Source organism: Bacterioplanoides sp., assembly GCF_965226395.1.
Lineage (GTDB): Bacteria > Pseudomonadota > Gammaproteobacteria > Pseudomonadales > Oceanobacteraceae > Bacterioplanoides.
Genome location: NZ_OZ245358.1, coordinates 1,718,055 through 1,737,382 on the forward strand (window position 1 = coordinate 1,718,055; position 19,328 = coordinate 1,737,382).

General features: G+C 52.9%; 19 protein-coding genes. 8 read left to right on the forward strand and 11 right to left on the reverse strand.

Annotated features, from left to right (window positions below; translation table 11 throughout):
* Positions 1–10: 10 nt before the first annotated feature.
* From ACO05E_RS07820 to def, 6 genes are all read right to left on the reverse strand, one after another.
* Positions 11–1,225 (reverse strand): cation:proton antiporter, encoded by a 1,215-nt coding sequence (locus ACO05E_RS07820; protein WP_419812416.1) that lies wholly within the window; start codon positions 1,223–1,225, stop codon positions 11–13.
* A gap of 102 nt (positions 1,226–1,327) precedes the next feature.
* Positions 1,328–2,776 carry a TrkH family potassium uptake protein gene (locus tag ACO05E_RS07825; protein ID WP_419812417.1) on the reverse strand — a complete coding sequence of 483 codons (1,449 nt, stop codon included), beginning with the start codon at positions 2,774–2,776 and terminating at the stop codon, positions 1,328–1,330.
* Complete coding sequence (gene trkA / locus ACO05E_RS07830) at positions 2,776–4,149, reverse strand: Trk system potassium transporter TrkA (protein WP_419812418.1); 1,374 nt, start codon at positions 4,147–4,149, stop codon at positions 2,776–2,778. The genes ACO05E_RS07825 and trkA overlap by 1 nt, the downstream gene beginning before the upstream one ends.
* Positions 4,150–4,255: 106 nt before the next feature.
* On the reverse strand, positions 4,256–5,632 hold the full coding sequence (gene rsmB / locus ACO05E_RS07835) for a 16S rRNA (cytosine(967)-C(5))-methyltransferase RsmB (protein WP_419812419.1): 1,377 nt from the start codon (positions 5,630–5,632) through the stop codon (positions 4,256–4,258).
* Positions 5,629–6,579 carry a methionyl-tRNA formyltransferase gene (gene fmt, locus ACO05E_RS07840; protein WP_419812420.1) on the reverse strand — a complete coding sequence of 317 codons (951 nt, stop codon included), beginning with the start codon at positions 6,577–6,579 and terminating at the stop codon, positions 5,629–5,631. The genes rsmB and fmt overlap by 4 nt, the downstream gene beginning before the upstream one ends.
* Before the next feature lie 34 nt (positions 6,580–6,613).
* Positions 6,614–7,129: a peptide deformylase gene (def, locus tag ACO05E_RS07845; RefSeq protein WP_419812421.1), complete on the reverse strand. Its 516-nt coding sequence runs from the start codon at positions 7,127–7,129 to the stop codon at positions 6,614–6,616.
* 164 nt (positions 7,130–7,293) lie between these two features.
* On the opposite strand from def, the gene ACO05E_RS07850 reads away from it, so the two are divergent.
* The 5 genes from ACO05E_RS07850 (at position 7,294) to aroE (ending at position 11,953) form a co-directional block, all read left to right on the forward strand.
* Complete coding sequence (locus tag ACO05E_RS07850; RefSeq protein WP_419812422.1) at positions 7,294–8,349, forward strand: LysM peptidoglycan-binding domain-containing protein; 1,056 nt, start codon at positions 7,294–7,296, stop codon at positions 8,347–8,349.
* A 15-nt stretch (positions 8,350–8,364) separates the two neighbouring features.
* Positions 8,365–9,492, forward strand: a complete 1,128-nt coding sequence (gene dprA, locus ACO05E_RS07855) for a DNA-processing protein DprA (protein ID WP_419812423.1) — start codon at positions 8,365–8,367, stop codon at positions 9,490–9,492.
* 68 nt (positions 9,493–9,560) lie between these two features.
* Positions 9,561–10,136, forward strand: a complete 576-nt coding sequence (locus ACO05E_RS07860; RefSeq protein WP_419812424.1) for an L-threonylcarbamoyladenylate synthase — start codon at positions 9,561–9,563, stop codon at positions 10,134–10,136.
* A gap of 12 nt (positions 10,137–10,148) precedes the next feature.
* Entirely contained in the window at positions 10,149–11,099 is a 951-nt protein-coding gene (gene hemF, locus ACO05E_RS07865; RefSeq protein ID WP_419812425.1) for an oxygen-dependent coproporphyrinogen oxidase, read from the forward strand.
* A gap of 29 nt (positions 11,100–11,128) precedes the next feature.
* A complete protein-coding gene (aroE, locus tag ACO05E_RS07870; protein ID WP_419812426.1) occupies positions 11,129–11,953 on the forward strand; it encodes a shikimate dehydrogenase in 825 nt (274 codons plus the stop codon).
* Between the two features lie 37 nt (positions 11,954–11,990).
* Here the strand turns inward: aroE and ACO05E_RS07875 are convergent, their stop codons facing one another.
* Both ACO05E_RS07875 and ACO05E_RS07880 read right to left on the reverse strand, forming a co-directional pair.
* Positions 11,991–12,614 carry a hypothetical protein gene (locus ACO05E_RS07875; protein ID WP_419812427.1) on the reverse strand — a complete coding sequence of 208 codons (624 nt, stop codon included), beginning with the start codon at positions 12,612–12,614 and terminating at the stop codon, positions 11,991–11,993.
* 273 nt (positions 12,615–12,887) lie between these two features.
* Positions 12,888–14,264: an MATE family efflux transporter gene (locus ACO05E_RS07880; protein ID WP_419812428.1), complete on the reverse strand. Its 1,377-nt coding sequence runs from the start codon at positions 14,262–14,264 to the stop codon at positions 12,888–12,890.
* Between the two features lie 55 nt (positions 14,265–14,319).
* Between ACO05E_RS07880 and ACO05E_RS07885 the strand changes: the two genes are divergently transcribed.
* The gene (locus ACO05E_RS07885) at positions 14,320–14,937 is read left to right on the forward strand and encodes an SCO family protein (protein WP_419812429.1); all 618 of its coding nucleotides are present in this window, start codon (positions 14,320–14,322) and stop codon (positions 14,935–14,937) included.
* Here the strand turns inward: ACO05E_RS07885 and ACO05E_RS07890 are convergent.
* Genes ACO05E_RS07890 through ACO05E_RS07900 form a run of 3 tightly spaced genes read right to left on the reverse strand, consistent with a single transcriptional unit; the run spans position 14,934 to position 17,008 of the window.
* Positions 14,934–15,740 carry a metal ABC transporter permease gene (locus ACO05E_RS07890; protein WP_419812430.1) on the reverse strand — a complete coding sequence of 269 codons (807 nt, stop codon included), beginning with the start codon at positions 15,738–15,740 and terminating at the stop codon, positions 14,934–14,936. The two genes, ACO05E_RS07885 and ACO05E_RS07890, sit on opposite strands and share 4 nt — an antisense overlap.
* On the reverse strand, positions 15,733–16,503 hold the full coding sequence (gene znuC / locus ACO05E_RS07895) for a zinc ABC transporter ATP-binding protein ZnuC (RefSeq protein ID WP_419812431.1): 771 nt from the start codon (positions 16,501–16,503) through the stop codon (positions 15,733–15,735). Before znuC ends, ACO05E_RS07890 begins: the two co-directional genes overlap by 8 nt.
* A 4-nt stretch (positions 16,504–16,507) precedes the next feature.
* On the reverse strand, positions 16,508–17,008 hold the full coding sequence (locus tag ACO05E_RS07900; RefSeq protein ID WP_419812432.1) for a Fur family transcriptional regulator: 501 nt from the start codon (positions 17,006–17,008) through the stop codon (positions 16,508–16,510).
* Between the two features lie 89 nt (positions 17,009–17,097).
* On the opposite strand from ACO05E_RS07900, the gene ACO05E_RS07905 reads away from it, so the two are divergent.
* Both ACO05E_RS07905 and egtB read left to right on the forward strand, forming a co-directional pair.
* Positions 17,098–17,901 carry a zinc ABC transporter substrate-binding protein gene (locus ACO05E_RS07905; RefSeq protein WP_419812433.1) on the forward strand — a complete coding sequence of 268 codons (804 nt, stop codon included), beginning with the start codon at positions 17,098–17,100 and terminating at the stop codon, positions 17,899–17,901.
* An 84-nt stretch (positions 17,902–17,985) separates the two neighbouring features.
* Complete coding sequence (gene egtB, locus ACO05E_RS07910; protein WP_419812434.1) at positions 17,986–19,293, forward strand: ergothioneine biosynthesis protein EgtB; 1,308 nt, start codon at positions 17,986–17,988, stop codon at positions 19,291–19,293.
* Positions 19,294–19,328: the final 35 nt, after the last annotated feature.

The window sequence follows — 19,328 nt, forward strand, 5'->3', positions numbered from 1 at the left end:
CGACTTAACCTCAAGCGTTATCAATACGCTTTAACAACTGGCCGAAGGTGCTGCCTTGTACCAGTAACGAGAACAGCACCACCCCAAATACCATCGCCTGAATTGTCCACCAGTACGGCAGACTCACCGGTAACGACAGGGCCAGCGCAATAGCAATGGCCCCTTTCACCCCACCCCAGCTTAACAAGGGTAACCAGGCTCGCTTAAGTCTGGCGTTGAGGGGCATGGTCAAAACTGTCACCAGCGCCACACTGACAATCCGGGCAACTAAGCAAGCGGCGATGGCAATAACAATCGCCAGCCATTGGTGAGTCAGCATCTCGCTGGTAACCAGCAACCCCAGTAGCACAAACACCAGACCATTCAGCCAGATCTCCAGCCAGTTCAGCGCATTGGGAAAGTGCTGGCTGAAATCCTGCTGGTCGCAGCGTTGTTTGGCGATTAATCCGGCCAGTAAAACCGCCATAATGCCGGAAACGTGCAGTTGGTGTTCAGCAATATAAAAGCTGGTAAAGGCCACCATCAGCAGCACTAAGGTAGCAGCGCCTTCGAGTCCGGCTTGCTGATTCAGCAGTTTCGCCAGCTCCGCCCCCAGCCAGCCACACACCGCACCAACCACTGCACCGCCCAATAACACCGTGGCAAAGTTCAGCAATACCGCCGATGGTGCGACTGCTGTTTGGCTTTGAGCAATGCTCAGCAGCACTCCAAAAAGCACCACAACGCTGGCATCGTTTAATAAACTTTCTCCTTCAAAGACAATCTGCAGATCTTCACTGGCACTCGCCTGTTTCAGTTGAGCACCGACCGACACCGGGTCGGTGGCGGATAACATGACTCCGGCAGTTAATGCCGCCAGCCACGGAAATCCCGAATGATTAATGCCATAAAATAAACCGGCCGCGGTTAATCCGGTTGAGATGATCACCCCTATGCTGGCCAATAAAAAACAACTCGGCAGCCAGCGCACAAACAAGCGGGTTGGCATATGCCAGGCGGCGCTGAAAATCAGCAACGGCAGGATAATAAAAAAGATCAGCGGCTGGATATTATCGGCACGTAAGCCGGTATCAAAACCGGTGAGTGGTAACAGGAAAGACGCTATTAAGCCGGTCATTAAGCAGCTTAAGGTGGCATCCAGTGGTGTGAGCCGACACAACAGCAAACCAGCTAATACCAGGCCACTCAACAGAAGGCTTTGTTCCAGCAGTATCTCTGTGGTCATAAGCGTCTCCGGCAGGTTTCTGTATAACTCAATGGTTTATATTAGAAGCTCTGCCGGAGAAAAGTTTCGCTCTGCTAAAAAGAGGGTGATATCAGGCTGTCATCAACTGCGCCAGAATGCCGGGCTGATTAATACCAGCAAGGTGAAAATCTCAAGACGGCCCAGCAACATGGTTAGTGACAGAATCCACTTGGCGGCATCACTGATATTGCCGTAATGCGCGGCTACCTCACCCAATCCGGGACCAAGGTTATTCAGGCAAGCGCCCACGGCGGAGAAGGCGGTGACGTGATCTAAACCAGTGGCTAACAGAGCCAGCATCATCACCATATAGGTAAGAACATAAACGGCAAAGAAGCCCCACACCGCTTCCAGCACCCGTTCGGCCACCGGCTGCTTGCCAATCTTGACCGGGATAATGGCATTGGGGTGAATCAGGCGACGGATTTCCCGGGTGCCTTGTTTATAAATTAACAGGATACGAATCACCTTCATGCCGCCGCCGGTGGAACCGGCACAGCCGCCAATAAAGGCCATCATAAACAGCAATACCGGCAGAAAGACCGGCCACACTGAGAAGTCGGCGGTACCAAAGCCGGTGGTGGTGGCGACCGAGACCACTTCAAAAATGCCGTAGCGCAGGGAGTCCTGCCAGTCATAGGTGTTGGTTAAATACAGCGCCGGGATCGTCAGCAAAATACCGCCAATAATCACCAGGAAGAAAAACTTCAGTTCGGAGTCGGCCAGAAAATGCCCCAGCGAGCGATTGCGCCAGGCATAAAAGTGCAGAGCAAAGTTGAGTGATGACACCAGCATAAAAAACACCGCAATCATCTCAATCGCGGGGCTGTTAAAGTAACCCAGTGAGGCATCGTGGGTGGAGAAACCACCAATGGCGACGGTGGCAAACGCATGACCAATGGCGTCGAAGGCACTCATGCCAGCAATCCAGTAACCCAGTGCGCAGGCGATGGTGAGCATGAGGTAGATGTACCATAGCGCTTTGGCGGTTTCGGTGATACGCGGTGTCAGTTTGGAATCTTTTAACGGCCCCGGGGTTTCGGCCCGGAACAGCTGCATACCACCAATACCGAGCATAGGTAATACGGCTACCGCTAATACAATAATCCCCATACCGCCTAGCCACTGCAGCTGCTGGCGATACCACAAAATGGATTGTGGTAACTCATCGAGGCCGGTCATTACGGTGGCACCGGTGGTGGTCCAGCCGGATAAGGATTCAAAAAAGGCGTCGGTAAAACTCAGCCCCGGATTCTCCGCCAGCATAAACGGGAAAGTGCCGGAAAAGGCCAGTACCAGCCAGAACAGTACGGTGATCACAAAGCCGTCGCGGGTGCGTAATTCATGACGCACATGGCGTACCGGCAGCCAGCTCATAAAGCCAATACCAAAGGTCAGTAGCAGTGCCGAGGCAAAGGCCTGAGTGGCGCCGTCGTTAAACCACATGGAAATCAGCAAGGGGGGCAAGGTGGTGAGGCTGAATAACATCAGGAAGATGCCCAGCACCCGGGCGATCACATTAAAATGCATCAGAAGAACCCTAACCCCACCTGGAATAAGCGCTCCACATCGGGAATGTGGCGTTTATCCATCACAAACAAAATTACATGGTCGTCGGACTCAACTACCAGTTTGGACGTGGCCATAATCACTTCGTCGCCACGCACAATCGCACCAATGGTGGTGGCCGGAGGCAAAGGAATATCGTGAATCGGGCGGCCCACTACTTTGGATGAACTCTGGTCGCCATGGGCGATGGCTTCAATCGCTTCCGCCGCTCCCCGGCGCAGCGAGTGCACATTCACCACATCGCCCCGGCGTACATGGGTTAATAACGAGCCGATGGTGGCTTGCTGGGGCGAAATCGCCACATCAATCATGCCACCCTGTACCAGATCGACGTAGGCAGACTTGTTAATCAGTGTCATCACTTTACGCGCACCGGAGCGCTTCGCCAGCAAAGACGACATGATGTTCACTTCATCATCGTTGGTCAGTGCACAGAAAACGTCGGTGTTTTCGATGTTTTCTTCTTCCAGCAGGGTTTTGTCGGTGGCAGAACCCAGCAATACCACTGTGCGATCCAGTTTTTCGCTGAGGAACTGAGCGCGGTCGTGGTTATATTCGATCAGCTTAACCTGATAATCACGCTCCAGCTGCTTAGCTAAGCGATAACCAATATTACCGCCACCGGCAATAATGATGCGTTTGTAGGAATCTTCGGCACGGCGCAGCTCACTCATCACTTTTTTGATGTGATGTTTAGCAGCGACGAAGAACACTTCGTCGTCGGCTTCCACTACGGTGGAGCCGGTTGGTTCGATCGCCTGACCACGACGGAAGATCGCCGCCACCCGGGCATTGGTATCGGGCAGATGAGTTTTCAGGGTTTTTACATCCTGGCCAACTAATGGGCCACCGTAATAGGCTTTGACTGCGACCAGCTGCACCTTGTTATCGGCAAAGTCGAGTACCTGCAGTGCTCCCGGGTACTGCAATAAGCGGCTGATGTAATTGGTAACCACCTTTTCAGGTGAAATTAATACATCAATCGGGAAGGCATCGTTGCGGAATAAATCGGTTTGTTTCAGGTAAGCGGCCGAACGGATACGGGAGATCTTGGTGGGCGTACGGAACATGGTGTACGCCACCTGGCAGGCCACCATATTGGTTTCGTCTGAGTTGGTGACAGCCACCAGCATATCCGCGTCATCGGCCCCGGCATCGGCCAGAATCTGAGGATACGAGCCACGGCCTTTTACCGTTTTAATATCAATCCGATCCTGCAGTTCCCGCAGGCGTTTGGAGTCGGTATCAATCACGGTGATATCGTTTTGTTCATTGGCGAGGTTCTCAGCCAATGTGCCACCCACCTGGCCTGCGCCCAAAATAATAATCTTCATGATGTACGTCCCTGTACATCACCCTGGCGGGCAGCCTGCGGCTGTGCAAAACAGCTATCCTGCTGTTTTGTCATGGTTTGTCTGTGGCTCTGCTTCATCGCACTTTCTAACCCTTCACCAATAAGGCATAAAAGAAACCATCATGACCGTTTTCCTGCGGAAACAGTTGCTGTCCGGCATTACAGGCCACTCCCGGCAGCTTGTCCAGACCTGTCAGCTGAGTATTTAAGGCTTGCAGCGTGATTCCCTGCCTTGCCTCAAGCTTGTCAGCCATAAAGCGTTCAATCTGATCGCTGTTTTCCTGCGGTAACACCGAACAGGTAGCGTATAACAAACGGCCACCGGGCTTTAATAAATCCCACGCAGTATTCAGCAGTTGCGCCTGTACGTCGGCCAGCTGAGCAATATCAGCGCTGCGGCGTAATAATTTGATATCCGGGTGGCGACGAATCACGCCGCTCGCTGAGCACGGTGCATCCAGCAGGATGGCATCGTATTGCTGGCCTTCCCACCATTCGTCGGTGTTTGCCATATCAGCACACACCACACTGGCAGACAGCCCGGTGTCGTTACCAAACAGGCCTAAGCGTTCGAGGTTTTCTTCCACCCGCTCCAGTCGCGATGCTTCCAGATCCAGTGCGGTGACCGCACAGTCTGCGGCTTCCAGTAGTGCGCAGGTTTTACCACCAGGTGCAGCACAGGCGTCGAGGATATTTTCGCCCGGCTGCGGTGCCAGAATCAGTGAGGCTAATTGCGCCGCTTCGTCCTGAACGCTGACATCACCATCTTCAAAACCGGGTAGTTGAGTTACGTCGCAGGATTGAGCGAGGTAAATACCAAAGGGCGCAAATTCTGCCGGGTGTGCTTCGATACCAGCCTGTTGCAGGCGTTGCAGATAGTCTTCACGCGAGCCATGACGCTGATTCACGCGCAAGCATAATGGCGGGCGCTGGTTGTTCTGAGTAAACACTTCAGCCCAGTGCTCCGGCCAGGCTTTTTTCATCATTTTCAGCAGCCATTTAGGATGGCTGGTGGCGGTGACAGGATTATCTTCCAGTGGTGCGGTCAGGCTTTCGTACTCACGGCCGTAGCGGCGCAGACAGGCATTCACTACCGATTTGGCGTAACCCTTGCCCATCTCTTCGCAGACATCAACAGTGGCATGAACCGCGGCATGGGGCGCTTTTTTCTGAATTTCCAGCTGGTATAAACCAATCACCATCAGCGCATGCAGATCCTGATCTTCTTCACCAAACGGTGTTTTTAACAGCATCTTGGCAATGGCATTCAGGCGCTGAAAATAACGACAGCTGCCTAATGCTAAATCGCGCAAAAAACCACGATCATCATCACTGACCCGGGCCTCCAGCGGTGGCAGTGCCTGATTCAGTGATTGCCCGGACATAACCTGAAACAGCGCCTGAGTGGCGGCATAACGGGCTGAAATCTGAGTGGACGATGCCTTACCGTATAATTGCTTCACAGTTCAGACGCCAACACGTAGTTAGGTTGGAACAGGTTCGGCTGACCGTTAATGACATCGGCAACCATCATGACTTTTTTACCCGCCAGTTGAATCTGCTCCAGACGTAACACACCGTCGGCACACGCCACTTCAATCCCTTCTGCCGTGACATTGGCAATGGTGCCTGGTTGCAGCTGCGTGACTTTTTCCAGTGCGCTGGCCTTCAGCACCCGAATGCGGTCATTGCCTAATAAGGTAAACGCCACCGGAAACGGGTTAAACGCACGCACCCGCAGGGCTAAGGTTTCTGCACTTTGTGCCCAGTCGAGCAAGGCTTCTTCTTTTTTCAGTTTGTGGGCGTAGTTGGCCTGAGCGTCGTTCTGTTGCTCGGGTTGTAACTCACCGGCTTCCAGCTGCTGCAGAGTTGTCAGCAGAGAACTCGGGCCCATGTCGGCCAGGCGATCATGCAGACTGCCGCCGGTGTCATCGAGGCTGATGCCGGTGGTGACCTTGTGCAGCATATCGCCGGTATCCAGACCAATGTCCATCTGCATAATGGTGATGCCGGTGAGCTTGTCACCGGCTTCGATGCAACGCTGAATCGGAGCCGCACCGCGCCAGCGCGGTAATAAAGAAGCATGCACGTTGAGGCAGCCATGTTTGGGCGCTGCCAGTACGGGTTGTGGTAGCAGTAAGCCATAAGCCACCACAATCATCACATCGGCGTTCAGGTCCTGTAACTGCTGTACATCGGCCGGGTCTTTAAAGTTCAGCGGCTGGTACACGGCAATGTGGTGCTCCAGTGCGACTTGTTTGACCGGGCTGGGTTGCAGCTTTTTACCGCGGCCAGCCGGGCGATCGGGTTGGCTGTAAACGGCAATCACATCGTGCTCGCTGTCGATTAAGGCACGCAGGTGAACGGCGGCAAAGTCCGGTGTCCCGGCAAAAACGATTTTTAAAGACATAAGGTTCTTTCTGACTGGGGGGGCTGGGCGTCGTTTATTTACGACGCGCTTCCAACTTGTGTTTTTTGTCGAGTTTTTCTTTGATGCGCTTGCGCTTCAGCGGCGACACATAATCCACCATCAGCTTGCCTTCCAGGTGGTCAACTTCGTGCTGAATACACACTGCCAGCAGGCCGCGGCATTCCAGTTCAAACGCTTTGCCATCACGATCCAATGCTTTGACTAAGCAATGTTCGATGCGGGTCACTTCTTCGTAGAAACCGGGAACGGATAAGCAACCTTCCTGCATCGACTCCGGCTCACCTTCAAGCACGGTGATTTCCGGGTTAATAAACACCAGCGGCTCGCTTTTATCTTCCGATACATCGATGGTGATGATGCGCTCGTGAACATCCACCTGAGTGGCTGCCAGGCCAATGCCGGGGGCGTCGTACATGGTTTCAAACATATCGTCGACGATGTTGCGGATGCGCTCATCCACCTCGGCAACAGGCTGGGCAACGGTGCGAAGTTTGGGATCGGGAAATTCTAAAATAGGAAGTAAGGCCATAATGACTCATCAATGCAAATAACGCTTTGGGGTTTTAATCCCGATATGTTCGTAAACTGCTCGTGTTCGTGAACTGCTTATAGAAAACAACGGCGATCACTTGCTACACTGCGTTGATGAGTGAACTATGAGTCGCCAACGACTAATAATAAAGGGAATACAGGATGAGCAAAACCTTAAAGCGCCTTCTCTTTGCCGGTTTGGTATCGGTTTCGGCTACCGCGGCTGCATTGGAGGTTAAATCCGATGCGCCACAGCGTTATGTCGTGAAGGATGGTGATACTTTGTGGGATATTGCCGAACGTTATACCGATGATGCCTGGCAGTGGCCGGAAATCTGGTATCAGAACAACCAGATTAAAAATCCCCACCTGATTTTCCCGGGTGATGTTATTGGTTTGGTGACCATTAATGGCGAAACCAAAGCTACGGTGATGAAGCGTGGTGTTGCCAGCCGTACGGTTAAGTTGTCACCAGGAACGGTGAAGCTCCAGCCAACCGCCCGGGTTGAACCCATCGAATCAGCGATTCCGGCCATACCCTTAGATGCCATCCGTGGTTTTCTGCGCGACCACCGTGTGGTTGAAACCGATGAGCTGGCGGCTGCTCCCCGTATTTTATCCGGTGATGACGGTCATCTGATCATGGGTTCTGGTAATCGTGTGTATGCTCGTGGCGATTATGGCGACGAGCCAGCGGCGGCTTACGGTGTATTCCGTCAGGGACAGGTATACCGCGATCCGGAAACCAAAGAAGTTTTGGGTCTTGAAGCATTGGAAGTGGGTCTGGCACGAGTGAATGCCGTTGATGGCGATATCATGACCTTGCTGCTGGAGCGTACTACCCAGAATGTGAATATCGGTGACCGCTTGTTAGAAACCGAAGACCGTGAACTGATTACCCGTTATTACCCTAAGCCACCATCCAAGGATGTCACTGGTCAAATTCTGGCGGTATCCGGTGGTGTCACTCAGGTGGGCCAGTTTGATGTGGTGGTGATTAACCGCGGTGATCGTGATGGTGTTGAGCCGGGTTCAGTACTACTGATTGAGAAAGCGGGCAATGTGGTTTACGACAAAATTGCCGGTGAAAAAGTCCGTCTACCAAATACCCGTGCCGGTACCCTGATGGTGTTCCGTACGTTTGAAAAATTGTCTTATGCACTGGTGATGCGTGCAACCAGTCCACTGCGGGTCACTGACCGGTTTGTAACACCTTAGACCAGGGAGGTCGCTATGCTCAGGGAAGAGCTGTTAAAAGCCTGGTGGAAACTCAGCAAAATTCCCGGTGTTGGCCGGGTGACACTGGGTGATATTCGCCAGCAACTTTCTCATCCGGGTGACTTATTACATTGCAGTCCTGAGCAATTGGTGGCGATGGGGTTAAAGCCCGAAGCGGCACAGCGCTGGCAATCGGATGCTTCCTTGCTGGACGGTTTTGAGGTGGTGCAGAACTGGCGTCAGTTTAAACACTACGGTGTGCTACTGGCTGGTGTTGACCCTTACCCTCCGGCGCTGGCAGCCCTGCGAGATGCGCCGACCCTTCTCTATTATCACGGCAATATCGATTGTTTATCCAAGCCTATGGTGGCCATGGTTGGCAGCCGTAATCCATCGGACTATGGTGCTCGCTGGGCGCAACAAACGGCTCAGGAACTGGCAGCAGCCGGTGTGACGGTGGTCAGTGGCTTGGCGATGGGCATTGATGGTTATGTCCATCAGGGTGCCGTTGCTGCGGGTTCAACCATTGCGGTGATGGGCAGTGGCCCGGATGTGATTTATCCTCAGCGCCATCTCGGGCTGGCTCAGATGGTGATGCAGGATGGTTTGTTATTATCCGAATTCCCGCCGGGTACCCAGGCGCAGTCGCGCCACTTTCCCTCACGCAATCGTATTATCAGCGGCCTGAGCCTGGCGACTGTGGTGGTCGAAGCGGCGGTTAAAAGTGGTTCGCTGATCACCGCCCATCAGGCAGCGGAGCAAGGGCGGGAAGTATTTGCGCTGCCGGGGATGGTCAGTAATCCGGTAAGCCATGGCTGTCATCAGTTGATTCGTGATGGTGCTTATCTGGTGCAGAACAGTCAGGATATCTTGCTGGAACTGGGGTTAACCGGGGATAAGCCGTCTCGTCAGAAAACCCTCGACTTCAGTTCCGCCGCCAGCGTCGAGACCCTGGCGATGCCTACTCTGAAGTTACCGGATATTCCACCCCTGGTGACACATATTGATTTTACCGCCACCAGTCCGGATCTGATTGCCATTCGTGGCTGCCTCGATATGCAGCAGTTATTACCCGAGTTGATGGAGCTGCAGCTGGCGGGCTGGATCACTCAGGTTCCCGGCGGTTATCAGCGCCTGAAATAAGCTTGTCGCTGATGGCCCCTTGGGGTAGTGTTCCGCTTCTGTTCATCATTATATTTTTGCTTTTATCAATGAATAACTGGCATCTGCAACAGGCACGTCGTTGTGTTGAACAAGGTGGTGTGCTTGCTTATCCCACGGAGGCCGTTTGGGGCCTGGGTTGTGACCCAACCAATGAGGACGCGATTCAGCGGATTCTCGATATTAAAAAACGCCCGTGGCAAAAAGGTATGCTGGTGGTCGCGGCGTCGCTGGATCAGCTGGACGATTACCTGCTGCCGCTTTCCGCTGAAGACTTTCAGCAGGTTGATGTCACCTGGCCTGGCCCGGTGACCTGGGTACTGCCGTGTGAAGAGCACGTGCCAGCGCTACTACGTGGTGAACACAACACGCTGGCGGTGCGTATCAGCGCTCACCCGCAGGTACGCGCCTTATGTGAGGTTACAGGCCCGCTGGTGTCGACCTCAGCCAATCCGGCAGGACATGAACCGGCCCGCACGCTGGTACAGCTGCGTCAGTATTTTTCTCCGTCAACTATCAAACGTCTGAAAGGCTCTGATGTTGTCGATTTTGTATTACCCGGCCAGCTTGGCGGCCAGAAACAACCCTCTCAGATTCGCACACTCGATGGCCGGATTCTGAGGTAGACAGGACTCAAAATGACTCAAGCGAATCGCGTTAATGTTGACGTAGTTAAAGCCTATTTACTGGAGCTGCAGGATCGTATTTGTACGGCCTTAGAAGCTCAGGATGGTCAGGCTCAATTTGTCGAAGATGCCTGGGAGCGTGATCCGAATGACAGCTCGCTGTCACTAACTGGTGGTGGCCGCACCCGGGTGATTGCCGATGGTGCTGTGATCGAGAAAGGCGGTGTGAACTTCTCCCATGTTAAAGGCCCGCAACTGCCAGCCTCCGCCACGGCCAGCCGCCCGGAACTGGCCGGTCGCAGCTTTCAGGCTTTGGGTGTGTCTTTGGTGATTCACCCTAAAAATCCGTATGTGCCAACCTCTCATGCCAACGTGCGCTTGTTTATCGCCGAAAAAGAAGGTGAAGAGCCGGTTTGGTGGATAGGTGGCGGCTTCGATCTGACGCCGTTTTACCCGTACGAAGAAGACGTGGTTCATTGGCATCAGACCGCCAAAGATTTGTGTGAACCTTTTGGTGCTGAGGCGTTTCCAAAGTACAAGAAGTGGTGTGATGACTATTTCTTCCTTAAGCATCGTAACGAAACCCGCGGTGTTGGTGGTCTGTTCTTCGATGATATGAACGAATGGGATGGCGAGCTGAACTTTGATAAAAGTTTTGCCTTTATGCAGGCGGTAGGTGATGGCTATATCGACGCCTATGTACCGATTGTGGCTAAGCGTAAAGACGAAGCCTACGGTGAGCGTGAACGTAAGTTCCAGCTGTATCGTCGCGGCCGTTATGTTGAATTCAATCTGGTATTTGATCGCGGCACCATTTTTGGCCTGCAAACCGGCGGTCGTACCGAATCCATTCTGATGTCGTTGCCACCCGTGGTGCATTGGGACTACGACTGGCAGCCGGAACCCGGCTCACCGGAAGCGCGTTTGTACGATGAATTCTTGCCACATAAAGACTGGGTTTAACCCGTCAGATAGTGAAGGTTAATACGAGTATGACGGACTTATACGCGGTGATGGGCAATCCGATTGGCCACAGCAAATCACCCCAGATACACACCGCATTCGCCAAAATTACCGACCAGAATCTGCTTTATTCTGCGATTTTGGTACCGTTGGATGGCTTTGATGCCGCCGTGGACGACTTTTTTCGTCGTGGTGGTAAAGGCCTGAATATCACCGTGCCGTTTAAAGAAAACGCCTGGCGTTATGCCGATGCGTTCAGCCCCCGGGCGCAGCGGGCACAGGCGGTGAACACCCTGATTCGACAGGATGATGGGTCGGTGCTGGCGGATAATACCGACGGCGTTGGTATGGTGCGTGACATCATGGTTAATCAGCAGGTCACAATCGCCGGTAAACGGGTGCTGGTTCTTGGTGCCGGTGGTGCGGTACGCGGTGTGTTGCAGCCGCTGCTGGAACAGAGCCCGGCTGAGGTGGTGATTGCCAACCGCACCGTCAGTAAGGCCGAAGCGCTGGCCGCTGACTTCGCTGATCTGGGATGTATCAGTGGTTGTGGTTTTGCTGAAGTGGCGGGTGAATTCGATCTGATCATTAACGGCACCTCTGCCAGTCTGGCGGGTGAGTTACCACCGATTCCGCCAACCAGTATCACGGCCAACACTGTTAGCTACGACATGATGTATGGCGCGGAAACCACGGTATTTAATCAGTGGGCACTGGATCAGGGCGCTGCCAAAGTGATTGATGGTTTGGGCATGTTGGTGGAGCAGGCTGCTGAAGCGTTTCGTTTATGGCGTGATGTGCTGCCACAAACTGCGGGTGTGATGGCAGCACTCAGAGAAGATCGGCGCGGTTAGTCGTTAAGAATTAGCCATTGGGGCTGGTCATTAGGCTTTAGCCAAACTGGCTGGCCAGTCCCATTTCAGCCGACATACAAGGAATCTGTCGGCAGATATGCACCAGGTTGTCGGCTTCTTTCTGGCTCATAAAGGCTTTGAAGTCGTCACTCTGATACGCCGGAGACAATAACTGCTCAACGGCTTCCGTCACCATCACGTCCAGATCGTTGGCAAATGGTTCACCAATCAGGGTGTGGATAATCAGATTCGACATCATCATATCCATCGGAATCAGTGGCTGGCCCACCTTGAATACATAGGTTTCGTTCACTTCTTCAAATAAACGCATCGCCAGATAGGCTTGCCCCATCAGGGCCGCCAGACCTGCACGGTTAGCCAGTGCTGGTGCCGTAAAAAACTCACTGGCAACCCGAATCACTGGCTGAACATACTGTACCAAGCCCACTTCTAAGGCGGCGGATTGCAGGCTGTTTAACAGAGTGGGGACATTCTGAATGTAGCGCACCACAAACTCATGGAGTTTTTCTGCCGCCTGGTCTTCTGGTAACTGCACCAAACGGTCGACGTGTTCTAATTTGCCAGACAGAGCCTGATGTAAATGCTGGTGGCTGGCTTCTGCAGTAATCGCGTTGTCGATCAGTTGTTGAATTGCTTCCATCGTCCTGCCTTATCTATATCCGTCTGAGAGTCAAAAGGCCGCCGTAAAAACGGGTGAAAATTTCGATCAAATCGGCCTGCTTTTACTTTGTGATTGCTTAGGTCACAGCATAATGGCTGAGTTTTTCCCGACAAGTGACAAAGTTGACGTCATTCATATGGTTTTGATCTAAAAAACTGATTTAAAAAATATCTAATAAAATCAGTAATTTACATCGTTATTTATTGCTGACAATTGGAAGTATAGTAAACATTGACGCTCTCGCTAGCTAAGTTACAAAAATTTTTCAGGTTTTTTGTAAAGCGTCAAAAATTTGTTAATCATAAAGGCGGCGCGGGCCAGAGTCAGCCCGTAGAAAGCCAGCCATAAGCCAAGATTTGGGTCTTCTAAAATATGGAGGTCTTCTAACATAACGAGCTGGTCGAACAGCCACCACAGTGGATAAAACACCAGCAGAACGGCAGCCAGCATAGCATTTCGCATTGTCCGGCTCAGGCCAGCACCAACAAAGATGCCATCCAGCCAATAGCTGGGCATACCGGCTAACGGCAGCAGAAATAAAAACCAGCGATAGTGTTCCAGCACCGGAATGAGTTGTGGGTTATCGGTTAATAAACGGAACAGCTGCTCGCCAGCCAGCCAGAACACGATGCTCAGCAATAGCGCCATCAGCAGTGAATTGATACCGGTCAGGCGGATGGCCCGGCGTATTTCAGTTGGCTGGCGTGCGCCTAAGCTCTGGCCCACCAGCACCTCGGCGGCGTGGGCAAAGCCGTCCAGGGCATTCGCAATCAACAGTAGCAAGGTAATTAACACGGCATTGGCGGCCAGAATCAGCTCGCCCTGTTGTGCTCCCTGGGCGGTAAAAAACGCAAAGCTGGATAACAACACCAGAGTGCGGACAAACAGGTGGTGATTGATGCTGAGCATGGGCTTTAACTGCAACCAATCCGGGCGCTGGCCCAATGAACGCAGCCCCTGTTGGGCGGCAAACACCAGCCCCAGAATCAGTGCGCTGTATTCTGCAATCACGGTGCCGAGTGCGACGCCGTCGGCAGTCATACCTAACTGGAAAACAAACAGATAATTCAGCACCCCGTTGATCAGGTTACTAACCGTCAGCAGGATCAATGGAATCCGGGTTTTCCCCAAACCAATAAACCAGCCCAATAGCACGTACTGCCCTAATACCGCCGGTGTGGCCCATAAACGAATGGATAAATATTGTTGCACTCCGTGCTGGATATCCGGGTTATCCGTCATCAGCGGCAGCACCAGAGGCCAGAGTAACCAGCCAAGCGCCATCACCAACGGAATCAAAGGTAATAGCAGCCATAACCCAAGCTGGAGCTGACGTAAACGCTGATCGTTGGTTGGCTGTAATTGTGTGGCACCACTGGCTCTGGCGGTTAATGCCGTCGTTCCCATACGCAGAAAGCTGAAGCTCCAGAACAGCAGAATAAACAGCTGGCTACCCACCGCGACTGCACCCAAATACAAGGCATCGTCCAGGTGACCCAAGATGGCCGTATCCACCAGCCCCAGCAGTGGTACCGTGATATTGCTGAGCATAATCGGCCAGGCCAGCGCCCAGATGCGACCTTGTGTCGCAGTGACAGATGTTTGATTGGCCAAGGCGGCAGATGCCATCGCTGTTATACTCCGCAGCTATGATTAACAGGGTTTTATAAGTTGAGATGATGTTATGAAGGGCGTAATTGTACTGTTCCTGCTGTTGTTTAGCGCACTTTTCTCGGGTGTAGGGCTCAGCGTAAAACAACAAATGGCAGATGCCGCAATCTGGCAGCAAGAAGGCGTGTTGTTATTTCCTAAAGCACTGCCAATCAGTGAGTTTGAATTTGTCACTCAGCATGGCGACCGTGTGACTCACAATGACATGCGCGATCGTTGGAAGCTGATCTTTTTTGGTTATACCTTTTGCCCGGACATCTGCCCTACTACGCTGGCGGATTTGAGCCGCAGCTGGAAAAAACTGCCGCCTGAAGTGCAGGAGAAACTGCAGGTAATTCTGGTATCGGTTGATCCGGCGCGTGATACGCCAGAATCCATGAAGCCTTATATGGATTATTTTAACCCGGCATTTTTAGCCTTTACCGGCAATGAAATGTCGCTGAAAACCATTACTCCGCAGCTGCATGCGTTTTACGCCAAAGTTGAGCGCGATAATGGCATGGCTTACCTGATGGATCATACCGCCAATATCGCGCTGGTCAGCCCGGATTGGCAATATCGGGGTTACATCGCTCCACCGCACGGGTCGACGCGCATGGTGCCGTTGCTAGAGAGTTTGGTGAAGCGTTAAACGCTGACCTTTTTCGGGCTCACCAGGCTCAAAACAAATAATCCGGCAGCCGCTACCACCACACTTGGGCCTGCCGGGGTATCCCACTGGAACGAGGCCCACATGCCCAGCAATACGGAAGCACAACCACTGATGGCTGCGATCACCACCATTTGTTGTGGCGTTTGGGCGAAGCTACGGGCGGTGGCGGCGGGAATCACCAGCAAGGCACTGACCAGTAAAATACCAACAATCTTCATCGCTAACGCCACAACTAAGGCCAGCATTAATACCAGCAGAATGTTTAACCGCTTTACCGGATAACCATCAATTTCTGCCAATTCAGGACTAACGGTACTGGCTAACAGCCCTTGCCAGTTACTGACTATTAAGCTGAATAAGACGGCGACACTGGCGGCTACCCACAGCAAATCGTTGATCTCCACCGCTAATAAATCACCAAATAAGTAGCCCATCAGGTCGACTCGAATGCCATCGGCCAGGCTGAGTGCTACCAAACCAATTGCCAGTGTACTGTGCGACACAATGCCCAGCAGGGTATCGGCCGACAGCTGTGAGCGGTTTTGTAGCGGCAATAACAACAGCGCCAGAATCACACAACTCAGTGCCAGTGCCAGCGTCAGGTTGATATCGGTGAGCACACCAAAGGTGATCCCCAGCAAGGCACCGTGCGCCAGCGTATCACCAAAAAAAGCCATACGGCGCCAGACTACAAAACTGCCTAACGGGCCGGTGATGGTCGCCAGTAAGACCCCGGTAAGCAGCGGTGTCAGCCACCACAGGTCGAACAAGATATCAGCCATGATGTTCCTTATGAGTCGTCGAACTGGTCAGCGGCTCCGAATGACCATCCAGACAATGATGATGGTCGTGATGGTGGGTGTAATGGGCGATGGTGGGTTGCTGATCGGATGCGGCACCAAACAGACTTAAGTAGGCCGGATCAACACTGACCTGATCCGGGTGGCCTGAGCAGCAAACGTGACCGTTAAGGCAGATCACCTCGTCGGTGGCGGCCATCACCAGGTGTAAATCGTGCGATACCATCAGTACCGCACAACCGAGTTCATCACGTAACTGTGGAATCAGTTGATACAGTTCCATCTGCCCCTGAACATCGACCCCTTGCACCGGCTCATCCAGTACCAGCAGTTGTGGTTTCAGTAGTAACGCCCGAGCCAGTAACACCCGTTGCCACTCGCCGCCGGACAAACCGTGTACCGATAACGAGCGTAAGCCCTGAATATTGAGCCGCTCCAGCCAGTAATCGATCTGTTGTTTGCTGGCTCCTTTAGCCAGCTTCAGAAAGCCGTTAACGGTCAGCGGTAAGCGCGCATCCAGATTCAGCTTTTGTGGCATATAGCCCACGCGTAAGCGCCGCTGAGCCTGAATCGTGCCGCTATCCGGCTGCTCCAGCCCCAATAGCACCCGGATCAAAGTGGATTTACCACAGCCGTTGGGGCCAATCAGGGTAATGATGCGACCAGCTTCCAGATTGATGCTGATGTTGTCGAGTACGGTTTTATGACTGCGTTGCAGCGTCAGGCCGGATGCTTGTAACAGCATCGGCTTAACCCTGACAACGTGGGCAAAGGCCCATCAGTTCGGTGGTTTGCTGCTGCACTTTGACGCCCAGCATGGCTTCCACCTGAGCACTGACCTGCTCAATCTGGCTGGCGTGTAATTCCTGTGCTTCACCACACTGGTTGCAGACAAAAAAGCAGCTCGGGTGTGATTCACCCGGGTGAGAGCAGCCAACAAAAGCATTCAGCGAGTTAATGCGATGCACCAGTCCCAGCTCCAGTAAAAAATCCAGCGCGCGATACACCGTTGGTGGTGCGGAGTTAAACCCTTCCTGTGCCAGCGTGGGCAATAAATCGTAGGCGCCCACCGGCTTATGGCTTTGCCACACAAGTTCCAGTACCCGCTGACGAATGGGTGTCAGTCGTGCTCCTTCGCTGGCACACAGCTGTTTCGCCGTTTGTAACGCGCCATCAACACAGGCATGGTGGTCGTGCGGAGTGTACACATTTGCAGGTTGCGTGGCGGCAGCGGGGGATTTTGTGGTCATGGTTTGCGGCATAATAGGTTATAATGTTGCAATTCTACGACACAAACTCTCCCGAACAAATGATCAATTCCCTCCGGCTACTGGCTTTTTTGTTTTCTGTCCTGGTGGCTTCTGCTTCTGCTGCTGATGAACAGCGAGTACTTGCCAGCGTCCACCCATTAGCCTTAATTGCGGCATCTGTTGCCGATAACGTCGACACCCTGGTGCCACTGACAACAACACCACACGATTTTGCCTTTCGGCCATCGGATATTCGCCGGGTGCAGGCGGCCGATATTATTCTTTGGGGTGGAGCTGAGAGTGAGCCGTATCTGGCGCGCTTTGCCCAGCGCTGGCCGGATAAAATCTGGATTGATATTTCCGCTCCAGCGCATCATCACGATGCAGCGGATCATAACGATAGCGAGATTCACCAGCACGACGCCCACTGGTGGCTGAACCCTGAGCTGGCGATTAACGCGCAACAGCAATTGGCTAAAGCGCTGGCAGTCGAGAGTGATTTTGAAACACAAATCCGCCAGCAGCTGACTCGCAGTGAACAGCTGTTGGCGCCATTACGCAGCCGAGGCTTTTTTGTGTTTCATCAGGCCTATGATCACTGGGTGGCGCATTTTGAGCTTAACCAACTGGGGTCATTTACCTTGTCTCCGGAACAAAAGCCCGGGTTGCGCAGTCTGAATGCCATGCGTAGCCAACTGGCGCAGGGTGATGTGGCGTGTGTTTTCAGTGAACCACAATTTTCTCCGGCGCTGGTGACCTCGGTGACCCGTGGGCTGGATATTCGCCTGGGGGAACTTGATCCGCTGGGTGTTCATATTTCTGTGACAAAGCACGGCTACGCTGAGTTTATTGCTGATCTTACCCAGCGGTTTGTGCGTTGCCTGGCTGACTAAGACTAATTCTTTTTTCTGTCTTGTTATTCTTGTGTGGCATCGGCACATTGGGTAAGGATGATTCTCATCTGATCCGGAGCCGATATGGACTCAAGCACGCTTGCTGCCTCTCCTCTTTCCCCGTCTTCTGGGGCGCCCACTTTTGACTTAACTGGTGGTCTGGCGGATTACTTTGCCACCGTTCGCCAGCAGACGCTGACGCTGTGTCAGCCGTTACAAGCCGCCGATTATGAACTGCAGGCGGCTGACTTCACCAGCCCGGCCAAATGGCATCTGGCCCACACCAGCTGGTTTTTTGAAACCTTTCTGCTGAAGCCAAACCTTAAGAGCTATCAGGAATTTCACCCCCAATTCGGGCACTTATTTAACAGCTATTACAACGGTATCGGCCAGCCGTATCCCAGAGCAAAGCGCGGCCTGCTCTCCCGCCCGTCACTGGATGAAGTGTTACAGTATCGCCACCACATTGATCACCATATGCAGGCACTGCTGGCGATTGAATCACTGCAACCCTTGATTGAGCTGGGGCTGAATCATGAGCAGCAACACCAGGAACTGCTGCTGACTGACCTGCTGTATTGCTGGTCGGTTAACCCGATGCAGCCGGTCTATCAGGCATTGCCATCCCCCGTTGCTAAAACTGAGAGTCCCACCAACGACTGGCTGGCGTTTGACGGCGGTATTTACCGCATCGGCCATAAAGCCAGCAACGGCTTTGCGTTTGATAATGAAGGCCCGCGCCACGATGTGTTATTGCAGGACTTTTCGCTGGCTAAGCGTCTGGTAACCAATCGAGAGTATCTGGAATTTATCAATGCCGGTGGTTATCAGCAGCCTGAGTTCTGGTTATCCGATGGTTGGGCCTGGGTACAGCGTGAAGGCATTGTTGCGCCGCTCTATTGGAAACATTTTGAACAAGAATGGCAGCAGTTCAGCCTTAATGGTCAACGCGCTATTGAGCTGGATGCACCGGTCACCCATGTGTCTTTCTTCGAAGCAGATGCTTATGCCCGTTGGACGGGTACCCGGTTAGCAACGGAAGCCGAGTGGGAAGTCAGTGCTCTTCAGGCGGATGCTACTCAGGGGCATTTTGCCGATGCCGGGCGCTTCAGCCCTCGGCCACTTGGTACCTCAGACATTACTCAGAGTAATGGTTTACAGCAGCAATTTGGTGATTGCTGGGAATGGACGGCCAGCCCTTATCAGCCGTACCCAGGTTATGTTCCGGCGGCCGGTGCCGTGGGTGAATATAACGGCAAGTTTATGTGTAACCAGATGGTGTTGCGCGGTGGTTCGTGTGTAACGCCGGTCAATCACGTACGGTCAACTTACCGCAATTTCTTTTATCCCCATGAACGCTGGCAATTTACCGGCATTCGTTTAGCCCGCTGATCACATGGTGTGTTCGCAATACCAATAACAAACAG

Bases quoted from the DNA above. Each gene is read 5' to 3' on its own strand.
- ACO05E_RS07860 (WP_419812424.1), top strand. From the start codon at position 9,561: ATGAATAACTGGCATCTGCAACAGGCACGTCGTTGTGTTGAACAAGGT.
- ACO05E_RS07825 (WP_419812417.1), bottom strand. From the start codon at position 2,776: ATGCATTTTAATGTGATCGCCCGGGTGCTGGGCATCTTCCTGATGTTA.
- znuC (WP_419812431.1), bottom strand. From the start codon at position 16,503: ATGCTGTTACAAGCATCCGGCCTGACGCTGCAACGCAGTCATAAAACC.
- dprA (WP_419812423.1), top strand. From the start codon at position 8,365: ATGCTCAGGGAAGAGCTGTTAAAAGCCTGGTGGAAACTCAGCAAAATT.
- ACO05E_RS07850 (WP_419812422.1), top strand. From the start codon at position 7,294: ATGAGCAAAACCTTAAAGCGCCTTCTCTTTGCCGGTTTGGTATCGGTT.
- ACO05E_RS07880 (WP_419812428.1), bottom strand. From the start codon at position 14,264: ATGGCATCTGCCGCCTTGGCCAATCAAACATCTGTCACTGCGACACAA.
- ACO05E_RS07900 (WP_419812432.1), bottom strand. From the start codon at position 17,008: ATGACCACAAAATCCCCCGCTGCCGCCACGCAACCTGCAAATGTGTAC.
- ACO05E_RS07890 (WP_419812430.1), bottom strand. From the start codon at position 15,740: ATGGCTGATATCTTGTTCGACCTGTGGTGGCTGACACCGCTGCTTACC.
- hemF (WP_419812425.1), top strand. From the start codon at position 10,149: ATGACTCAAGCGAATCGCGTTAATGTTGACGTAGTTAAAGCCTATTTA.
- aroE (WP_419812426.1), top strand. From the start codon at position 11,129: ATGACGGACTTATACGCGGTGATGGGCAATCCGATTGGCCACAGCAAA.
- egtB (WP_419812434.1), top strand. From the start codon at position 17,986: ATGGACTCAAGCACGCTTGCTGCCTCTCCTCTTTCCCCGTCTTCTGGG.
- ACO05E_RS07885 (WP_419812429.1), top strand. From the start codon at position 14,320: ATGAAGGGCGTAATTGTACTGTTCCTGCTGTTGTTTAGCGCACTTTTC.
- ACO05E_RS07875 (WP_419812427.1), bottom strand. From the start codon at position 12,614: ATGGAAGCAATTCAACAACTGATCGACAACGCGATTACTGCAGAAGCC.
- def (WP_419812421.1), bottom strand. From the start codon at position 7,129: ATGGCCTTACTTCCTATTTTAGAATTTCCCGATCCCAAACTTCGCACC.
- ACO05E_RS07820 (WP_419812416.1), bottom strand. From the start codon at position 1,225: ATGACCACAGAGATACTGCTGGAACAAAGCCTTCTGTTGAGTGGCCTG.
- fmt (WP_419812420.1), bottom strand. From the start codon at position 6,579: ATGTCTTTAAAAATCGTTTTTGCCGGGACACCGGACTTTGCCGCCGTT.
- trkA (WP_419812418.1), bottom strand. From the start codon at position 4,149: ATGAAGATTATTATTTTGGGCGCAGGCCAGGTGGGTGGCACATTGGCT.